General features: G+C 43.5%; 12 protein-coding genes. 6 read left to right on the forward strand and 6 right to left on the reverse strand.

Going from position 1 to position 19,201, the window contains the following annotated elements; all coding sequences use genetic code 11:
* Both T489_RS15465 and T489_RS0107990 read right to left on the reverse strand, forming a co-directional pair.
* Positions 1-194, reverse strand: a 194-nt coding sequence (locus T489_RS15465) for a hypothetical protein (RefSeq protein ID WP_037319296.1), incomplete at its 3' end; no start/stop codon positions are given.
* A 390-nt stretch (positions 195-584) separates the two neighbouring features.
* On the reverse strand, positions 585-2,195 hold the full coding sequence (locus tag T489_RS0107990; RefSeq protein WP_031579532.1) for a sigma-70 family RNA polymerase sigma factor: 1,611 nt from the start codon (positions 2,193-2,195) through the stop codon (positions 585-587).
* A 514-nt stretch (positions 2,196-2,709) separates the two neighbouring features.
* On the opposite strand from T489_RS0107990, the gene ung reads away from it, so the two are divergent.
* From ung to T489_RS0108015, 4 genes are all read left to right on the forward strand, one after another.
* Entirely contained in the window at positions 2,710-3,420 is a 711-nt protein-coding gene (gene ung / locus T489_RS0108000; RefSeq protein ID WP_255326988.1) for a uracil-DNA glycosylase, read from the forward strand.
* Positions 3,421-3,966: 546 nt separating this feature from the next.
* Complete coding sequence (locus T489_RS0108005; RefSeq protein ID WP_084155466.1) at positions 3,967-6,003, forward strand: transglycosylase SLT domain-containing protein; 2,037 nt, start codon at positions 3,967-3,969, stop codon at positions 6,001-6,003.
* A 392-nt stretch (positions 6,004-6,395) separates the two neighbouring features.
* Positions 6,396-7,529 carry a LacI family DNA-binding transcriptional regulator gene (locus tag T489_RS0108010; protein ID WP_084155467.1) on the forward strand — a complete coding sequence of 378 codons (1,134 nt, stop codon included), beginning with the start codon at positions 6,396-6,398 and terminating at the stop codon, positions 7,527-7,529.
* 317 nt (positions 7,530-7,846) lie between these two features.
* Positions 7,847-8,296, forward strand: a complete 450-nt coding sequence (locus tag T489_RS0108015; RefSeq protein ID WP_031579537.1) for a hypothetical protein — start codon at positions 7,847-7,849, stop codon at positions 8,294-8,296.
* An 83-nt stretch (positions 8,297-8,379) separates the two neighbouring features.
* Here the strand turns inward: T489_RS0108015 and T489_RS0108020 are convergent, their stop codons facing one another.
* The 4 genes from T489_RS0108020 to T489_RS0108035 all read right to left on the reverse strand — a co-directional run bounded on the left by T489_RS0108020 (position 8,380) and on the right by T489_RS0108035 (position 16,333).
* Positions 8,380-10,518: an LTA synthase family protein gene (locus T489_RS0108020; protein WP_031579539.1), complete on the reverse strand. Its 2,139-nt coding sequence runs from the start codon at positions 10,516-10,518 to the stop codon at positions 8,380-8,382.
* A 106-nt stretch (positions 10,519-10,624) separates the two neighbouring features.
* Complete coding sequence (locus T489_RS0108025) at positions 10,625-11,917, reverse strand: hypothetical protein (protein ID WP_031579540.1); 1,293 nt, start codon at positions 11,915-11,917, stop codon at positions 10,625-10,627.
* Positions 11,910-12,551, reverse strand: coding sequence for a hypothetical protein (locus T489_RS0108030; RefSeq protein WP_031579541.1), 642 nt, complete (start codon positions 12,549-12,551; stop codon positions 11,910-11,912). Before T489_RS0108030 ends, T489_RS0108025 begins: the two co-directional genes overlap by 8 nt.
* Before the next feature lie 20 nt (positions 12,552-12,571).
* Positions 12,572-16,333, reverse strand: coding sequence for an ATP-binding protein (locus T489_RS0108035; RefSeq protein ID WP_031579542.1), 3,762 nt, complete (start codon positions 16,331-16,333; stop codon positions 12,572-12,574).
* Positions 16,334-17,278: 945 nt separating this feature from the next.
* On the opposite strand from T489_RS0108035, the gene asnA reads away from it, so the two are divergent.
* Positions 17,279-18,316, forward strand: a complete 1,038-nt coding sequence (asnA, locus tag T489_RS0108045) for an aspartate--ammonia ligase (protein WP_031579543.1) — start codon at positions 17,279-17,281, stop codon at positions 18,314-18,316.
* A gap of 297 nt (positions 18,317-18,613) precedes the next feature.
* On the forward strand, positions 18,614-19,150 hold the full coding sequence (gene hpt, locus T489_RS0108055; RefSeq protein ID WP_031579544.1) for a hypoxanthine phosphoribosyltransferase: 537 nt from the start codon (positions 18,614-18,616) through the stop codon (positions 19,148-19,150).
* Positions 19,151-19,201: the final 51 nt, after the last annotated feature.

Consider the following 19,201-nt stretch of genomic DNA (forward strand, 5'->3'; position numbering starts at 1 on the left):
TTTTCGTTGGGAAACATTCGTTCTGAATTATCAGACAGCAATTTGCCAATAATAGAACGCTTTGGGATCACATACTGTTTATCCTTTTTGTACTCACGTTCATATTCATACAAAACATAAGAAGAATTACCTTTTTTCTTGAAGAGAATCTTCCCTTTTTCCTTTGGAACTGGCACGGAAAAATCGTAATACATTAGTTATATCCTTTAGTGTAACCGTTACACTAAAGGATACCATAATTTTTATTGAACAACAAGACCTGAACATATTGAATCTGCAATGTTTGGAGATATATTTGGGAGGTACGTTTATGGGGTAGTGGAACTTTTATGAAAAGTTAAGATTTATCATTCCCATGATTATTGTTTTTCTCATTTTTATTTGTAGATAATATGATTCTGCATGAGAATTTACGGTTATGCAATGCAGTACACAATCCGGTGATTGAGGAGGGATTTATACAGTGAAGGTACGAAAAAATGACATACTTTCCTGTTTCATGAGTATAACAGCGCGTCTTTCTTGCGAAAGATTTCTTCTGCAATATTTATATTTTACGCATAGACGATTACTTAAAGAACCGATTATTTTATGCTTCCTATCCAGTCGCGGAGAAATTCAAATCTGGAATTGGTTTTCAGACGTCTCAGAGCCTGTTCCTCAATCTGACGGATTCTTTCAGCTTTGACTCCGTACAGTTTGGCGATTTCATCTAGTGTCTGCGGATCAAACTTGCCAATGCCGAAACGTCTTCGCAGAACGTCTCTTTCCTGCGCAGGCAGAATTTCCAGAGCATTGCTGATGCTTTCGTTCATGTTCTGCGTTTCCACGCTGTCTTCAGGCGTTTCCTGATCATCAACATGATATACATTCTCTATGTACAGTTCATCACCGTTATTTTCATGGTTTACGGATTCGTTCAGTGATATGGTGGGAACGGCATAGAATTTGAGTTTGGATACTTCATTTGCAGAAATATTCAGAGCTTCGGCTATTTCCGTATTTTTCGGATCCCGGCCGTTTTTCTTGTAGAAATCCACGCTGAAACGTTTGATTTTTTTCAGCTTCTCCTCTTTGTTTGCAGGAAGCCTGATGGACTTGAAATCATTGTTCAGGGCTCTGTTCATATACTGCTTAATCCAGCAGGTTGCATATGTGGAAAGTTTGAATCCCATGGTGTAGTCAAACTTTTCTATGGCTCTGATAAGACCTAAAATGCCATACTGGGTCAGGTCATTGAATGTTTCATCATCCTTGTTGAATTTTCTGGCTTCATACATTACCAGTCTGATGTTGGCCTGAATCATGATGTTTCTGGCTTCAATACCTCTGGAGAATTCCTTTTTGATGTTGTTGTAGATATTGATGATGTCTGCAATATCATGAAAAGTAAATCTTTCCAGCTGCTTGAGTTTGTGCAGGGAGTTTTTCACGGCACGGGCCATTTCCGGAAATTTTTCGAGTCTGCTTACGGTCTTGCCCGGAAGGTCGTCCATGGATTCAATCCAGTACAGTGTCTCTTTCGGTACGGAAACGTTCCTGAGATTTCTGTTGAGATTCATGGATTTGAAGTTTCTGGTGCCTGTTTTCAGTTTATCGATAAGTATCTCTCTGAAGCAGTGACAGATTTCAAGCACACGTGAAAATTGCAGATTGATATGAGCGATAATCTCGTTGAACAGGGAAGGGGTAAAAATAAAGGTGCTGATAAGCTCACGGAGCTGCTTCTGCAGATTTATGGTGCTCTCGTCCTGTTTTCCTTTTGTTTTTATTGATTTGACGGTTTTGCCGTAAAGTTCTCTGAGCTCGGCGAATTTTCTTGGAGCTGTTTCCTGCAGTTCATTACCTGGAATCACTATCTCTGCTGAATCGCCGGTTTCGTCATCTTTATTTTCACTCTTTTTTACGGAGACTCTGGCATCTGTTTCAGTAAATCCGATAATAAGTTTTTCGATAAGAATCTTTCCGTCTTCCTTATCGTTCCTGTCACTTGCCGCCAGCATGGCATCGTATTTGTCCAGAATGAATTTAACGATAAAAATGGCTTCAGCTATGAAACTGCATATATTGCGGTTGCTGTCTTTGATTATTTCCGCCAGCTTCTGTTCCTCTTTGGGATTAAGAAGCTTTTCATCCCTGAGTCTGTAATAGAGACTTGGAGAAATGTTGATGTCGTTACTATTTGTCGTAGCCATTTTGTTTTCTCTTTCTGATTGTCACAGCCTTTTCTGCGATGGGCGGAATCAGTGAAGTAAAGGCCGTCATTCGCAGAGTGTCAGCAGACTGTGTTATTACCTTCAGACTCGAGTTCAGTCATGAGTGATGGTGATTAAGCGGACTGACCTGGCCTGTATTCTCAAATGTTGTATATATATATTCTTTATTAAATATGTAAAATGATATTGATTTCATATACAAAAAAATCAGATACATTCTTTTCATTATAAGATTATTTGTTTATGTTTTATAAGATGTAGCACGCAAATCGGTTAAAAATGATACATGGCAGGGGTTTTTCGCAAGGAGGAACGTTGTCCTGAAAATACGCTCAGACGTTTAAAATGAATGTACGTCTCCGGTATGGTGGCAGGCAGTGGTAATAATTCAACAGCCTTCTGCCTGCGTGAAAAAACACCTGTCCTTCTTTGTTGCTTAATATATCTATTGATGATATTCTTTCTGCGGTATTATACTTGTTTTCTCATTCCCATGGGGGGGAGCCCGCATGGTCTTAGGAGCTTATTTATGACTTCCTGGCATGATGTGTTAGGTCCGGAAAAGGATAAGGATTATTTTAAGTCGATTCTGGCTTATGTGGAGCAGCGAAGAGCTTCTGGTGTTAATGTTTATCCTCCGAGAGCGGATGTGTTTAATGCCTTTAAATACACTTCTCTTGAAGATTTAAGGGTGGTTATTATCGGTCAGGATCCGTATCACGGGCCTTATCAGGCACATGGTCTGTGCTTTTCGGTAAGACCTGAAGTTGAAATTCCTCCTTCTCTTCGCAACATTTACCAGGAACTTAAAAATGAATACGGTGACAGTTTCACCATTCCGGAACACGGTTATCTTGAAAGCTGGGCAAGGCAGGGGGTGTTCATGCTGAACAATACCCTTACCGTTGAAGAAGGTCAGCCTCAGAGCCATGGACGCATCGGATGGGATACCTTTACCGATGTGGTAATTGAGAAAATCAATGAATACACTGAACATACCGTATTTATGCTCTGGGGATCGCATGCACAGAAAAAATGCAGATGCGTGGATCAGAACCGCCATCTTGTACTGACAAGCGCTCATCCGAGTCCGCTGAGTGCCTACAGGGGGTTTTTCGGCTGTAATCATTTTTTAAAATGCAATGAATATCTGGTGGCTCACGGTAAAAAACCTATATGCTGGCAGGTTCCTCTGGATCTCTGATTCTTACTAATACTCTGCCGGATTAAATTCCGGCATTTTTTTGATTCCTCTGGTCATAACTGTTTTTCAGTCCTCTCTTTTTTCTGATGGCGGAACATTACGACTGTTTTTTTCTGCCTGAAATTTCTGTTTTGGTCAAAAAATTATCATATTAAAGCATATACTGATATAATTATATTTTATTGATATATGGTTATTTAAAATTTAGTATTTTATCAAAAATGTGTTACCTGAAATAATGACCGGAAATTACCTGCTTTACCATTTGCCTTTTTTTTCTGATCTGACAAAAATTTTTGTAAATAAAATTTGGGTTTTTGCTTTAAATTGTTATAATTTAATGGTGTTTATAACGGGAAAAAAACAGAGTGGAACAGCCTCAAAAAACAGGTGATGATAATCAGTATTAAATTTATTTGTCTTATTGTTACTGTTTATATGTGTTCCATTCTAATGAATTTTTAATATGCGCACGATTGACTGACAGTCGCTTTCTCTTATTTTTTGTTGTTCTTTAGCCTAAGTAATCGGTCGATTTATAGAGATATGTTGAAACAGAAGAATTACGTAAAAAATATCGTTTTTGTTATAGCTGCCATTGTGCAGTCCGCCATTTTGAGTTCATGTGCCAAAGCCGACATTCCTCCGTCATTTGAAGAAGATACGGCCAAGCTTGATGTACCGGTTTTATTATCGGAACCTATTCCAGAAGCCGAGGTTTATGACTACACCAGATTTGAAAAGCAGCGTGAAGCATATCTGAATGCCCTTGACGCATACAGTGCCGGAAAATACGCTGAAGTGGAAAGTATTCTCGTAAACGATCTTTCCGATTATCCTCTGGCAGTGAATATTGAATATCTGATGCTTAAAAGACCCGGTGCGGACATGAATCAGATCCGGAAGTTCATAAACTCCGGACAGCATGACGTTCTTTCAGCTCGTCTTAAAAGCTACTATATTCAGAAATTCGACAACAATGCCGACTACAAAGGCGTTCTGTCGGTTTCTCCTTCCATTCCTCAGAGCGAGGATTTGAAATGTCTGTGGCTGAAGGCTCAGTATAAGACCGGCAACAGACACAATGCGGTGGCATTTCTTAAGAATAAATTCACTCATGCAGAACCTCTGAACGCCGGCTGTATGGGACTTGCGTCGGTTCTGGTGGCTACCGGAGCCATGACAGAGGCCGACATATATTCACGTGTCTATGAGGCTTACTGGACCCGCAACAAGCAGGGAATTTATCAGACGGCGGCCCGCATGCTTCATAAATCAAAGGCATACAGTGAACCTCTGAAGCTTATGAGTAAGTATTATGCCAATCCGGCAGGATACGCTGCCATTCCGGTAACACAGAAAACCGCGGCCACTGCGGTGTTCAGAAGATACGGAAGAGTGGAACCGAGAGGAGCACTTAAGGATTTCCAGTCTTTCATCAGCAAGTATCATCCTTCCGAAAAGGATATAAGGGACATCAAGAAGGCGATAATTATTTCCCTGCTGTTTGAAAGAGACGATCTGCCTATGGATTTTATTGATTCTGAACTTCCATCACTCGGAAATGAGGATATGTTCAAACAGCGTATCCGTCTGGCAATCTGGAACCGTGATTACATCGCTCTGAACAAATATCTGAACCGTCTTCCGGCTGAAACTCTGAAGGAGGATAACTACAGATACTGGCGTGCCGTTGCTCTTGAAAATCTTGGCCGTGAGGAAGAGGCCAGAGCAATAATGAAGGAGCTTGCCGGCGTGAGAAGCTTCTACGGTTATCTGGCCGCCGACAAGGTGGGGGCTCCGTATGTTATCAATGAGGTTGCAGTTCCTTCAGTGAACATCAGACAGAGAGCCGGTTTTATTGAAAAGTATCCGGCATATCTGCGCTTTACCGAATATGAGTTTCTCGGTGACAGAAAAGGGCTGAGAACTGAATGGAAGGAACTGATGAATCAGGCTACCGTTGATGATGCCAGATATATTGCAAAGACCGAGGCGGAACGCGGTTACTATGACCTGGCCCTGTGGGAGTCAATTTACAAGAAAGACTGGGACGTGCTCTCACTTCGTTTCCCGGTAACATACAGGGAAATTTACAGCACTCAGTCTGATGCCCAGAAGGTTTCACTTACATTCATGTACGGTATTACCCGTCAGGAAAGCATGATGAATCCGAAGGCCAAATCACCGGTAGGTGCCATGGGACTGATGCAGATCATGCCTGAAACCGCCAAAATAGTCAGCAGAAAACACGGAGTGGGCTACAGCAAACCTGTTGACCTGCTTAAGCCTGAGGTGAATGTTGTTCTTGGAACGGCTTATCTCAAGGATCTTCTGAGTGATTTCGGCGGAAACAGAATTTTCACGTCGGCAGGATATAATGCCGGTCCGAGAAGAGCTGTAAGATGGCAGAGTTCAGACGGTGTATGCAGAGATCTGGCAACCTACGTTGAAAACATTCCTTTCAATGAAACAAGAAATTATGTACAGAAGGTGGTGCTGTACGATTATATGTACCAGCATCTGCTCGGAGTACAGAATCCTGTATTCATCTACGACAGCGAGAAGGAGAACTGCTACTAACGGTACTTTCCCGCCGTTTTCAAAATATTTTTTCTGTTTCGCATGACGGCTGAAAAATTTGTATTCGGCCGTTATCTGATGAAGAAAACTGATAGTGAAAAACCTATTTAGGCCGGAATATCATGAATTAAAAATATGTTGATTATTTTCGGAAAAAGCTGATTATTATCAGTTAAAAAGTCTTTTTAGAGTAACATTTGTATATTTTATGTTGTTTTAATATTAAAAAATAGGCAATCGGTCAAGATATTTTGAAATATTTCAGATCTACCTGCAATATTTGTCGCATTTCATTAATTTTCTACTATAATCATTATAGTATAATTGGGTTTAGGTTTTTAATTTTGATTAGTACGCATGTTAACCTTTAAGGTTAACTTTTTAGGTGATGTATGGCTACAATAAAAGATGTTTCTCGTTTAGCTAACGTGTCCATATCAACAGTATCAAGAGTTATAAACAAATCATCAAAAGTTTCACCTGACAAGGTTGAAGCAGTAATGAAGGCTATGGAAGATCTCAACTTTCAGCCTAACAGCTTCGCTCAGGCTCTGGTAAACAAGAAATCAAACTGCATAGGTGTGCTCGTAGGTGACCTGTGCGGCGGTCCTTTCTTTGCCCAGATGATGCGCGGTATTGAAAATGTGATTCTGCCTGCCAACAAGTTCGTTATCGTAATGTCAGGCAAGCATGAACATGATCGTGAAAAGAACAGTATCGAGGCTCTTCTTCTGAGACGCTGCGATGCACTTGTCGTTCATTCAAAGGCTTTGAGTGATCAGGAACTGATTGAAATTGCCCGTTCAGATGTTCCTATCGTTTTTGTTAACCGTCTTGTTCCTACTTTAGAAGACAGATGCGTATGGGTTGATATCAGCTCCGGCATGGAAACAGCCGTAAACCACCTTATCAAGCAGGGACACAAGCGAATTGCGTACATCGCTTCCGATGAAGTTAACAATCAGGATGCCAAAGACCGTATGGACGGTTATCATCGTGCCCTGAACAATGCAGGCATTGAGTTCGACAATGATCTCGTAAGTCTTGCATTCCCGGACGAAAACGGCGGTCACAATGCCATTGAATCTCTGCTGATGAGAGATGTCGGATTTACCGCATTCGTTGCCTATAACGATGCCATGGCAGTAGGTGCTGTCAGTGCTCTTACCGAGAACAATATCAGTGTTCCGGAGGAAGTGAGTGCCATCGGTTTTGATAACAACCTTATCACCAACTACATCAAGCCGAAACTTACCACCGTCCGTTATCCGATTGAAGAAGTAGGTGAGACAGCGGCAAAGCTTGCTCTGAATGTTCTTTATGCAAGAGAGCGTGAAGAATATGAAGAACGCAAGGAAAAGGAAACAAACAAGAGTTACGAAAAGAAGTTCGATCTTCATGAAGTGGTTGAATTTACCAGAGAGGATCTCAAGTTTATTCCTGACCTCATCGTTCGTGATTCCGTTGCTCCTTATGACGAAGCGGTTGTAAGAGAAAGCAAGGTTAAGAAGCAGAAGAAAAAATAACTTTAGAAATTTTCTTATATAATCTGTAGAGCCTCAGAATATCCGTTATTCTGAGGCTTTTTATGTGTCGTGTGATGATTTGTCATGTATTTTTTCGCGGTGAGAACTTTCTGTTTGATCCCCTGATTAGGAGTGTGTGTTTTATGAATTGTCCTTTCTGTAATTCAGAAATAAGTGTGCCTGTCAAATTTTGTCCTGAGTGCGGTAAGTAGGTAAATACTGCGTTTCAGGAAGTTTTAAATAGTTTATCGAAAATAACATCACTGATTAGTGCATACATTCTGCTTCCCATTGTTTTTAGAAATACAGGTTTTAGCGTGGTTATAGGCAATGTACTGCTTATAGTACTGATTATGTTTTCTTTTCCTGTTGCTGAAAAAGTCAGAGATCTCTTTGAAAGTGTTAATTTACCGCATCACGTTAAAATGGGTCAAGGTCTTGAAAAAATATTCAGGGTTCTGCTGGTTATGAGCTTTTTTACTTTGATCATTGAACTGTGTATTACGGAAAAATCTGTTTTATGGCAAGACCTGTCTCTTAATGCGACACTATTAATACTAATTGCCTGCGCTATGTTTGTATTTGTAATGGTGTTTTTCAAGTTTTACTGCCTCTGGCGTTTTATATCAGTAGAGTTATTGATTAGACGTCTTGCAAAAGGAGAATATGTAACAATAGAGCCGCCTGGAATAGCAGCATACATTGTTTCAGCTGTTGCTGGTTTATTTGTTACTGTTCTGCTTTTCGGTGTAATTATATTGTTCTAGTGTTAATTACCGTCAAAAAGAGCTCCTGTCCGTTAACCGGCAGGAGCTCTTTACACTATACAGATGAAATGAAGATATAATTTTTACCGGGAGATTTCTCTGTCCTTCAGAGTAATGTTGTAATGATAGATATCATGAACCAGCTGATCGTAACTTTCGATATCGTTGCACAGTTCTTCCGTATTACTGAATTTTGAAGGATCCGCCTGAAGTCCGGTAGTTCTCGGCGTGTTCAGCAGAACGTTCTTATAGCTGATTTCAGGATTTCTGATGAAGCAGGCTATGTATTCTTCAGAGTTACTGTTTCTTATCATATAGCTTGAGTTTTTCTTGTAGATTCCCACTTCATCATTATAGCTGAACGGGTAGTTGCATATATCGGTATCGCTAAGCATGTCACAGCCGGTAGTCAGCATCTTCCCTCCTGAAAGCGCATGTTTTGCAAGGGTACTCATTACATCCTTGTGTGAACCGAATCTGTGATAGTCATAGCTTACACCTGTCGCCTTCTGGTAAGCCTTCGGCATATAGATATAGAAAGGCACACTGTGACCTAGAATAACCTCGTCAACTCTGTTGCTGTAGCCGATGCCTCTTAAATTATGGTCTCCGGTAGCGGCAATAAAGGTCTTTTCAGCCATCCGGGGATTATTCTTTACCTCGGAAATGAAATTGCCGAGCGAATTGTTGGCATATCTGAATGTCGCAAAGATGGTTTCGGTATTGTCATACGGGAATCTCTGCAGAATTTCCTTCGGAAGAGGGATCGTCTGCGGAGTTACATTATCAGGCACTCTGTACGGAGGGTGGTTGGTAATGGTCAGCATGAATATCAGCAGTGGCTTGTCGTGCTTTCTGGTGAGTGTTCTGTAGGCAGTTTTGAACAGGTATTCGTCATCGATGCCCCATGTTCCGGAGGTGGCTTCAGGGAATAATTCGCGAATGCCGTTTTCGTCAATGATTTCATCCACGCCCTGGGCGGTAAGAAAGTTGCCGATATTTCTCCAGGAGCTGCGGCCGCTGGTGATGAATATTACGTGATAGCCGTGTTCTCTGAACGGTCTGACACTATTCAGGAAAAACTTCTTGTCATAGTTTGAGGAGGTGGACAGGTTCATGTCCGGAGCTCCGGTAAAGAGTCTCATCAGAGTATCTGACGTACCGTTGCCTTCAGACAGAAAGTTAAGGAACAGAAAATCACTTTCGGCATGCTGTCTGAAACTGCCGTAGACGTCAACTCCAATCTTAGGATTGTCAAGAAGCAGCATGTGGGTACTCATGCTTTCCATAATGGCAACAACCACGTCAGGCTTGTTTTTATCCAGAAATTCGTTTTCCGGAATTTTTACGGTAAGCGGTGCGGTAAGATTGTCAGTGGTAGTTTCCATGCCGTTGTTCAGGTAACTCATGACCAGATCCCGGGCACTTACGAACGGCTTCTTTCCTTCCTTCTTGTGCCACTTGTATGCCCAGTAGAAATGGGCAGGACCGTTACCTGTGGCGATGTTTATAATCGTATTTCTCGACACATTCAGATTGTCCTGACGGAGAGGGAAGGTTGTGAGGGAACCTCTTAGAATGAATACGGTTAGAAAAACCTGAAGGATCAGAAACAGTACGATTCCGGCTTTATCGAGTTTCCGGAAAATACCGTTGAATACCCAGTTGAAAAATGCGGTGACGTACTTGAAAACAGGATAGTAAACCAGAAGAAACAGAATTATTAGAAACAGAGCCGGAAGCACCGGATAATCCTTGATGATGGTGAACAGCACTGCACCTGGATCTTCTTTGAAAAGAGAGAAGATAAAGGTGTTGATGGCCTGTTTGTAGGTGTCGTAGTAGTAATGCTGTACAACGGTTAGTCCCAATACCAGCATGATGCCCGCGTAGCTGAATATGCAGGTGGTCTTCGGATAGTATTTTTTCAGGCGTGGAATGAAAAGCAGTATGCCTGATATGAGAACCGGCAGAAATATGGTTGATGAGAATTTGGCATCAAAAAGCAGTGATGTCTGAATGAAGGTAATTTTTTCCAGTTCGGATATCTGCTGGATGGCCGTAGGTCCGAAGGTTTCCAGAAATATTTTTCGACCGATGGCAAGGATGGCCATACCAATGGCGGTGGACGCAAAAAAAGTGGCAAAAGCGGTGCACAGATGGCTTCCGATTGCTTTAAAGCCGGACTGAACCGTCATCTTCTTATTTATCTCATTAGTCATTTTGTCTGTTCATGTTTCCTTTAAGTTTGATTCTCGTGAATTATGTTTCTTATTGTTTTTATGGCTTCAGTTTTGCAGTCTTATCCTTAGTTCTCATAACGGATATTTATAATCCTCTGGTACTGATTACGATATCCTCGAGTATTTTATCACCTATCTGATTTTCACCGAGTTCTCCGAGTATTTCATGGTACTGATTGTGACCTATGAAACTGCATTCGAAATACTTCCGGTTTTCAGGAGGCATGTCCTCATAGAAGGCACCAACGGCAAAAAGCCAGTGGGACGGAATGTGGGACAGCCCATGTTCACGGAGGTATTCAGTGGCGCTTACAGGCTGTCCGGTGCTGATGCATCTGCGGAACAGGGCCGTGAGATCTTCCGTTATGTCATCCAGTACAATGGCTTCGGATTTGATTTCCGGTGCCTCGTCAAGACCTCCTGATGAATCCAGCGTATCTGTTCTTTCTGGTACGGATGCATCCTTTCTGTTCAGTTCACTTACAAGAACGCTTAGGCTTTCATTGTACTTTTCGCTGTCTGAATTCATGTCAGCGTGAGCCGAGCCTTCAGGAGCTATGTCCGCGGCTCTTATGAAGAGTTCATCCGGTTTTTCATAATCGGCGTAGTTCTTCGGCTGATAGTCCGGATTTTTGCTGTAGTGTTCGTGGAAAGCCTTGAGAATATTTGTTTTATGTACTTCACTTCTGAATGTGGCCAGCATGTTTCTGAGCTGAATCAGAATCACGTTCAGGTCTCTCTGACAGTTGGCGAGTTCATTGAGCAGGCCGCTGCACAGAATCCCGAAAAGGGGACTGTTGGGGGTATCCTGATTGATGAATTCCATCATGTGGGTGAAGGTGAAGGCCGTGAAATTGTCCACCAGTCTGGTTGCCGTGTTTATGGCGGCTTCGTTTTCGGTTATCTTGTCCTTTATGCTGCGAACAAAACCGAACTGGGTCTGAATTCTGTTGGCCAGACTGTATACGGCATCCTGAGCGGTGAAGGTTATGTCGAAGGTCATCTGTTCTATGTCACCGAGAACCTCTTCAGCCAGGGAATCCTCGCCTGCCTGTCTGTGTTCAAGGTAGCTCAGAATAATTCTGTCGAGAGTCTTCAGACGGGATATGAGGTCAATCTCAATATGACGGGAGTTGCTGTGAGCCAGAAGATAGTTCAGCATGGAGGTCAGGTTCGGGTTCAGCTTGTACTTGCCCTGAATCTGCATCAGAACCCTCTGTCCCTTGAGCTGGGAGAAGATGTTGCTCTGTTCCTCCGGAATTTCCTCCAGATTTCCGCTGTAGGCGGCAGTTATAAGCTCAGCTCCCTGATTCAGGGAACTCAGAAATCTTTTTATAAGTTCGGTACTGCCGACCTTCTGATTAACACCGCTAGCCATTGAAGATGTCTCCCTGTACGGCTAACTGCTGCTCGTCGGCATTTTTTTCCAGAATCTGTTCACGGCTGTTGATGTATTCAAGAACCTCGTAGATATATTCAAGCTTGCCGGTGAACTGGAAGCGTCTGCTTCCCTCAATGGTTTCGGCAATGATTCCGAATTTTTTCATGTGGTCAAAAATGAATTTGACCTGAGTCGGAACTGGTGCGCTTGCATGCTTGGTGGTAAGCAGTCGCAGCAGAGCCACATTGCGTTCGTTAAGAAAATTGTTGTTTTCCAGAATGGTGACGATTTCCGCTTCGGAAATAATGTCTCCGACGTTCAGCGGATGGTCTCTGAGATCGCAGTCCATAAGTTCCAGTACGAAGGATATGACCGGACGCAGCTGATTGCGCAGTCCTTCAAATTCTCTGGAAATGGAGTCGCGGTCGCTGTTGTCGTCAAGATTGAGCCATGAGGCGTAGAAGGCGTTGCCTCCCTTGGTATGACTGATTTTTCTGTTGAGCGGGCGCAGCAGACTGCTGACTGTTTCGAAGGTTTCCGGATTTCTGAGATCGTTAAAGGCCTCCGGAGAGGTGACTGCGCAGACGAATTTACCTGAAAGAAGCATTTCGGTGGTTTTTCTGATACTCATTTTTAATCTCCTTTCCGACCTTAAGATTCCAGCAGCTTGCGTGAAATGGCTTCACCGATAGGATTTACCGCTTCAGCATTTACGTATACGCCGTCGCGGGCTATACGGTAGATGCACTTGAATTCCGATGCAATTGACGTGCTAAGATCCGGAGCCGCGGATACCATGGCTATTCTGTTGCGGTTCATAACCTGAAGCAGAATATGAATGTTTTTGTTGGACAGCTTGCTCATTTCGTCCACCGGCCAGTGAATGTTCACGTCCTGTCCTTCTCTTGAAAGATGAATAAGACTGATGTACAGGGCGCAGATAAGCAGGAAGGTCAGACCGTTGGAACTCAGATCCTTAAGGTTCTTGGCGGTTTTTGCTGTCTTTTCCTTGCCGTTTTCGGTAACCTTGAATACGATGTTGAAGAGTTCGCTTACTTCGTTCTTCAGCTGACCGTTGACAAATTTGCCGGCCAGACTGTCAAGATTATTGATGAATGCGTCATCAGGCAGATCGTAGTCGCCTGAGAGACGGTATCTGTTTTCATAGCTGTCGGCAATGCTTTCGATGAGATCCCAGCTGGCAATCTGCTTGATGCAGGTTTCCAGTTCAATATTGAAGGATTCAAAAGCCTCAAACTGCAGATTCTGGGTAACCACGTCGGAAATTCTTCTGCTGAAGCCCTGAATGCGGTTGTCGAATTCCTTGAGGTAATGATAGTACTGACTGATCATGTGCGAGAAATTCTTTTCCTGAAGCAGAAGCATCTTTTTCTGTTCAGGAAGAATGCCTGTGTACAGCGTCTGGGCCGCGATGGTTTTCAGGATAAGCTCCTGCTGACTCTGTGTTTCATTACCGGTAAAGGTGTAGTTGATTTTATTCAGATCTCTGGCTTCGTTCCACATGCCGTAAATAGAGGTGGCGCGGTGTGATGACATCTTTGAGTCAAGAAGACCGAGTTCGTCATTGAGGCCTCTCATGGCCTTGCGGTATTCGGAAATACCGGATGCAGTCTCTGAAAGAACACTGTTGATGGTGAGAGCAGGTCTGATCTGGGTAGGTTTGCCGACGATATGTTCGCTGTCCAGATCGGTTACGCAGTTTCTGATGTTCTTCTGCAGGTTTTCCCTGCTCTTTATTTCATCAGAGAGCTCACGGATGGATTTTTCAAAATCCTTGACGGTACTTTCGTTCTGCTTTGCCTTTGAATTCAGAATCTCCGTCTCGCCCTGAAGCTTTCTTTCAAGTTCGGTAAGCAGATTGCGTTCGTCGCTGATACGGTTTCCGTTACCGCTGAGCCACAGCTCGTATTCACTGACAAGGGCGGTTTTGGAATTGATTTCCTTTAATTCCTTCTCGTAGGATTCGCATTCCTCGTGAATCTTGTCAATCAGCTTCGGATCGATGTTCTGCTTGCTGAGCTTTGACTTCTTCAGTTCGTTGAGTGTGCTTACCTGGGTGGTGAATTCATTGTCTATGGATTTCAGCAGATCCATCTGTGTCTGTTTCAGTTCATCAAAACGGCTTTCGATGTCACTCTTGTTTGCCAGATGGTCGGTGTCGCTGTTCTGAAGCATTTCCACGTATTTTTCATGATGCTTCCTGAGTTCATCCTCAAGTCTCTTGAGTTCCTTCTGAATATCTGAAATCTGACTGCTGATGTCGGTTTCCCTGGCAATGCGTGCCTGGGCAATGTATTCCTTTACGGCCTTTTTCTTTTCGTTGAGATCGTTCAGTGCTGCCTCGCTTACCAGTTTGCTGCGGGCAATGTTGATTTCGTTTTTGCATTCGGCGATTTCGGTGGACAGACGATTCTGTTCCCTGTCCATTTCTCCGAGCTTTTCCCTGAGTTTTTCGCACTGTTCTCCGGTTCTGCGGCGTTCATCCTCAAGTTCGGAGTTATCCTTCTGTGTTTCCGCCACGTCATGGATATCCAGTCTGAGGTTGTCAATGCGGATATACTGTTCAGGTTTGGTACTGTCGGCTGCGGTTTCTGCCGGATCTCTGATTTCTTCTGCGGGAGCATCAATGATTTTCGGAGACAGATCGGTTCTGTCCAGCAGATCTTCTCTTATTATCTTGCCGATTGATTTCTTCCACTCAGGGATATATTCATTAAGGAAGCCGGTGAGCATGCCTTCGTCGGCACTGAGACGGCGTGACAGATCGCCAAAACGCGCAGTGGCGTTCTCAAGCTGATTCTGAAGCTGTACGTACTGCAGGGCAATCTGATTGCACTTTGCCTCAGCCTGATGCTGTTTTCCGGTGCTCTCCATAATGGTTTTCTGCAGGGCGCCGTTTTCTCCGTGGGAGGTTTCAAGTCTTGCGTCTATTTCATCAAGCTGCTGCTGCATTTCAGGAGGAACCACGAACATGTTCTTTTCGTTTTCCAGAGTCTTGAGGGCATTCTTTTTGGCGGTGATTTCCAGATCCAGTTCGTGCTTGCGCTGAATTTCCTGTTCCTTAATCTGGTTGCGCTGAGCCTGATATTTCCTGTCTTCTTCCGCAAGCTGACTGTTTTCTTCAAGTTCGTATTTATGCAGTATCGCCTCTATCGGAGCTCTGTCTTCCTTGTTTTTGCTGATGAGCTTTGCCTTGGTTGCCGCATATTCCGATTCGATGAAGCTGTAGCCTTCGCTTAAGGTGGCCAGCTGTTTCTTCTTGCTGTCTATAAAGCCTTCGATAACGCTGCGGTTGTGGTATTTTTCACGCCACTTGTCAGCTTCCGCATCAATGAATTTCTCTCTTTCCTCTTCCATGGTTTCCACCAGCTTCCTCTGGCGTGAGAGTTTTTCCTCCGCAGCTTCCTTTGAAGAACGGAGTCTGGTCATGGCTTCTTCGGTTGCCTGTCTGAAGTTCTGGTAGCTTTCAGCCTCTTCATCCCGCTGTTTTATGAGGTTGCCGAGACTTTCATCGTTTTCGTTCTGATACCACAGCAGACTGCCGTATCCGGAGAGGAGTTTTTCCTTGGCGGTGGAAAGAACGTGGAACAGCTCCAGAATGTGCTGAAGATTAGGAGTCAGTTCGCTGATTTCCTTGAAGGCTCTGGTATCACTGCACCATTTGGTGAGCTCCTGTTCCCTTATCTGCAGATCGGGAGTGCGGTGTTCCTGCTTCAGGATATCGGTCAGCAGCAGTTTGATGTTGTCAAAGCTGATGTTGCCGGTAATGATGCTGTGAACGATATTGCCGACGTAGCGGAGCTGACAGTGACCGCCGCTTAAGGCATATCTTTTTCTCAGCTGGGCATTGTCACCCATGGGAATGTTCTGAATTACCGAACGGTAGAAATCCACTGAGTAGATGATTTTTTCCGCCTTTATGCCGTTCTTTCTCAGCGTGTCCCTGTATTCCATCCAGGTTTTCGGTCTTAATTTTCCGTTGATGGAGTCCTGGGTTATGTAATCCATGGTATTAAAGGCTGACGGAATGAATCCGTAGCTTACGGCTGTATTGCCCTGGTTGCTTGAAGCGTTGCTCACCACCACGTGGGCCATGGTGCCGTTATGAGTTACATACTCATATATAATGCTGCTGTCCGCTTTCGGCAGATAGAAGCCGGCGAAGCTCTTGCGGACGGAACTGATGCTGGTGATTCTGCCGGGCTCCAGACCGTAAAAGAAAGGGATAAGGTTAAGCAGACTGGTTTTACCTGAACCGTTAGCACCGTTTATCTGGGTGTGTCTGGAAAAGTCAAATTCATAGATCCCGTTTCCTGAGGCAATGTATGAATTCACTAAAATTAGTCGGTTAAGACCGGCCGTTTTTTTCTGAACGGAGTAGTTTTCTGACATTCTGACTTTTCCTTTATATATTTAGGTTTTCCGGCTGACTGTCAATCATGGTGCTTTTATTCACTTTTTTTGTGCATCCTTCAGGTGTGCACTGGTAAAAAATGAATCACTGCGGGGCGGTGCCCCCGTAAAAATATGTCTGCCGATCAATTTTATGGTTATGTTTTTTTACCGTAAAACAAAAAATCTGCATAATGGAACGGTTATTGCATATGTACTTATTGTTGAATTACATTAAGCAAATGATTTCAGTCTGTAATTCCGCAGATGCGTCTTCAGTAACCGGATAACTGTTCAACGGACATGCATTATATCATTATTTGAAATGATTGCCCCTTAAAAGGTTGTCATGCGGGAACTGAAAATGAATGACAGTTTGAAAATGTAAGATGTTCATCAAAGCTGAAACATCAGTTTCAGAAGGAACTTCTGCCGGAAACGGCATCTGTTCCGGCAGAAGTTGAACAGTGTGAATATGTGAAGGCAAAAGCCAAAATAAATTCAGTTATGATTGACTTTAAACGTTTCAAGTGTCAAACTGAGTTGCATTTTGTTGTAAATGTAGCTGTTAGCATATAGCTCAACGGATTAAGACTACTGAAAGCGAAGTTGCGGCAGGTAGCTTAAACATTGAAAACCGCGGGAACAGCGGGGTTAGCCCGGATAATCTGGATGAGATGCCTTGACCGGGAAGCTTCCGTCGGAGAACGGAAGGGGTTCGAATTTGAAAGTTTATTATTAGCATAAACTTGAGTTAGGAGTTGTTTTGACAATGACTCTGCTGACCGGCTGATGCATCATGACGGTAAATCCGGTTCCGGATTTGGAATCCCGTCCTTATCGGAAAATCAGACGTGCAGTTTTTTGTGTTTATCTTTTCACCGTAACAAGAGGAGTCTGGTACTCGACACGATTGTTGTACGTGTATGAACGCCACTATCAATTATGAGCAACTTAATTAAGCCACAGGACTACAAAGCAGTTTTAAACCTCAAGCAGACTGAACAGGGAATCAAGCAGATCAAAGACTTTTTCCAGCAGAATCTGTCAACAGAATTACGTTTACGCCGTGTTACAGCACCTTTATTCGTAATGAAAGGTCTCGGTATAAATGATGACCTTAACGGTGTTGAACGTGCGGTAACTTTCCCTATCAAGGATCTGGGCGATGCCAAAGCTGAAATTGTTCATTCTCTGGCAAAGTGGAAGAGACTGACTCTTGCTGAATACAGCATTGAACCAGGTCACGGTATCTATACCGATATGAACGCCATCCGTGCTGATGAAGAACTTGACAACCTCCATTCACTGTACGTTGACCAGTGGGACTGGGAAGCGGTAATCACCAGAGAACAGAGAACCGTTGATTTCCTCAAGTCAGTTGTTGAACGTATTTACTCAGCCATTCGCCGTACCGAATACCTTACCTGCGAATTCTATCCTGATCTCAAGCCTTTCCTTCCTGAAACCATCACCTTCATTCACAGTGAAGAACTTCTTAAGATGTATCCTGATTTAACTCCGAAGGAAAGAGAAGACGCCATCTGTAAGAAGTACGGTGCCGTATTCCTTATGGGTATCGGCGGCAAGCTTTCAAATGGTGAAAAGCATGACGGCCGAGCTCCTGACTATGATGACTGGAGTACAGAAGGCAGTAACGGTCTTTTAGGCCTGAACGGCGATATCTTAATCTGGTATCCTATCCTTAACCGTTCATTCGAACTTTCATCAATGGGTATCCGTGTAGACAAGGAAGCCTTACTCCGTCAGTTAAAGATTGAAGGCTGCGAAGAAAGAAAGGAACTCTACTTCCACAAGAAGCTCCTGAATGATGAATTACCGTTAAGTATCGGCGGCGGTATCGGTCAGAGCCGTCTGTGTATGGTTCTCCTCCATAAAGGTCACATCGGTGAAATTCAGGCAAGTATCTGGCCTGATGACATGAGAGCGGAATGTCAGAAGCTCGGTATGCACCTTATCTAATCAGATTGACATACCGGGCTGCGCCTCACGGTACGTCCGGAGGCTGACAGTCAGTTAAGATTAAAGGCATGATTCCTCTGGAGTCATGCCTTTTTGACGTATGGCGTACAGGTCTGTATCCGGTGGTGAAAAAGAGTTGTCAGGCTGACGGATGGTGAAAAAATATTCGTAAAGAGATAGAATAACGCCGCCGTTAGCGGTTTTATAAAAATATTTTCCGGCATCTTCATGCTACCGGAAGAGCGTGTCGTAAGTAAAAACAGAATATATAACCTTTTTGCGGAAAAAGAGAAGAGAATGGACAGAGATAATATTTACGGTCATATCAGCCGGATACTGATAACTGAAGAGGAGATAAGGGAGAAGGTCAGGGAAGCGGGACGCATGATTACCGAGGAATACAGGGACAGACCTCTGCTTCTGGTTAGTATTCTGAACGGAGCCTTCATGTTCATGGCCGATATCTGCCGTCAGGTGAAAACTCCCTGTGAAATAGCCTTCATGTCGGTAAAAAGTTATCAGGGCGACAGTACTACAGGTAACGTGCAGATAGTACAGGACATTAAAAGGGATATCAGCGGTTATCATGTTGTCATTATCGAGGATATTATGGATACCGGCCTGACACTCAGGGCTGTTACCGATATTCTCAGAGGCAGGAATCCTCTTTCCCTGAAAATAGTAACCCTTCTGGACAAGCCCGAAAGAAGAATCGCAGACATCAGACCGGACTATGCCCTGTTTACCATTCCGAATCTGTTTGTCATCGGATACGGTCTGGATTACAACGAGGCATACAGGGAGCTTCCATACATTGCAGAGTATTCAGCCTGAAAGGGGAGAAGACTTGAAAAACAGCCCTATTTAAGTTTTCATTAAAAACCT

The organism is Ruminobacter sp. RM87, from assembly GCF_000701925.1.
GTDB classification, from domain to species: Bacteria; Pseudomonadota; Gammaproteobacteria; order Enterobacterales; family Succinivibrionaceae; genus Ruminobacter; species Ruminobacter amylophilus.